The organism is Acidisphaera sp. S103, assembly GCF_009765975.1.
In the GTDB taxonomy this organism is placed as follows: domain Bacteria; phylum Pseudomonadota; class Alphaproteobacteria; order Acetobacterales; family Acetobacteraceae; genus Rhodopila.
In genome coordinates this window covers 55,947-56,670 of record NZ_LMUJ01000047.1, presented here as the reverse complement: position 1 = coordinate 56,670, position 724 = coordinate 55,947, and the positions used below count along the sequence as shown (strand labels likewise).

The following is a 724-nucleotide window of genomic DNA, read 5'->3' as shown; positions in this document are numbered from 1 at the left end:
GTCGGGGGTGCCCGCCATGACGGTTAGCGGGAAGGCCAGCAGGGTGCGCAGGTGGTCTTGGGTAACGTCGGTGGCGCCCAGGCCCCAGGGCCAGTCGACCGCCAGGTCCGGCATGGCGTAGGTGCCGGCGTTGGCGCTGACCGCGACGGCGACGTGGTCGCGGTAGCCGAACGACAGCATGCGGTGGACGTATTGGCCGCCGGCGGAATGGCCGAACAGGCCGTAGCGCTGCGCGGTGGTGATCCCCTGGTGGCGCAGCGCTTGGAACAGACGTTCGTCGATGCCGAAGGTCCATTGCTCGCGCGGGTTGGGGGTGCCGCCGGCGGTGTGCAGGTTGCCGAAGTTGTACCAGAGGTATTCGGGGAAGGTTGCCTCGGGGAATTCGATGGCGATGGCGAGGGTGTTGGCCGCATCGACGTGCGGCAGCCAGTAGTCTCGGTAGTCGCGACCGTTGCGGGCGACGCCGTGGTGGATGAACAGGACGGGCAGGCCGGGATGCCAGGCCGTGGGGCGGGCGGCGTGGAGGGTCAGTTGGCGATCGGGGAAGGCGGGATCGAAATAGGGTAGGGAGGATGCGCCGGGAGACGCGACCAGGGGGGACAGTTCGATCATGCGGCATGGTAGGCTTGTTGGGCCTGATCGCAAGCGAGCCGTGAGCCTAGGTTTCAGGGATAAACAAGGCTTCTGTTTTGGCCCGGTCGCTAAGTCCCGTCATGGCAGGCGC

1 protein-coding gene is annotated in these 724 nt (G+C 67.3%); it reads right to left on the bottom strand.

Annotated features, from left to right (window positions below; all coding sequences use genetic code 11):
- A partial coding sequence (locus tag GSQ89_RS12390; RefSeq protein ID WP_158925514.1) for a hypothetical protein occupies nucleotides 1–612 on the bottom strand: 612 nt, incomplete at its 3' end.
- Nucleotides 613–724: the final 112 nt, after the last annotated feature.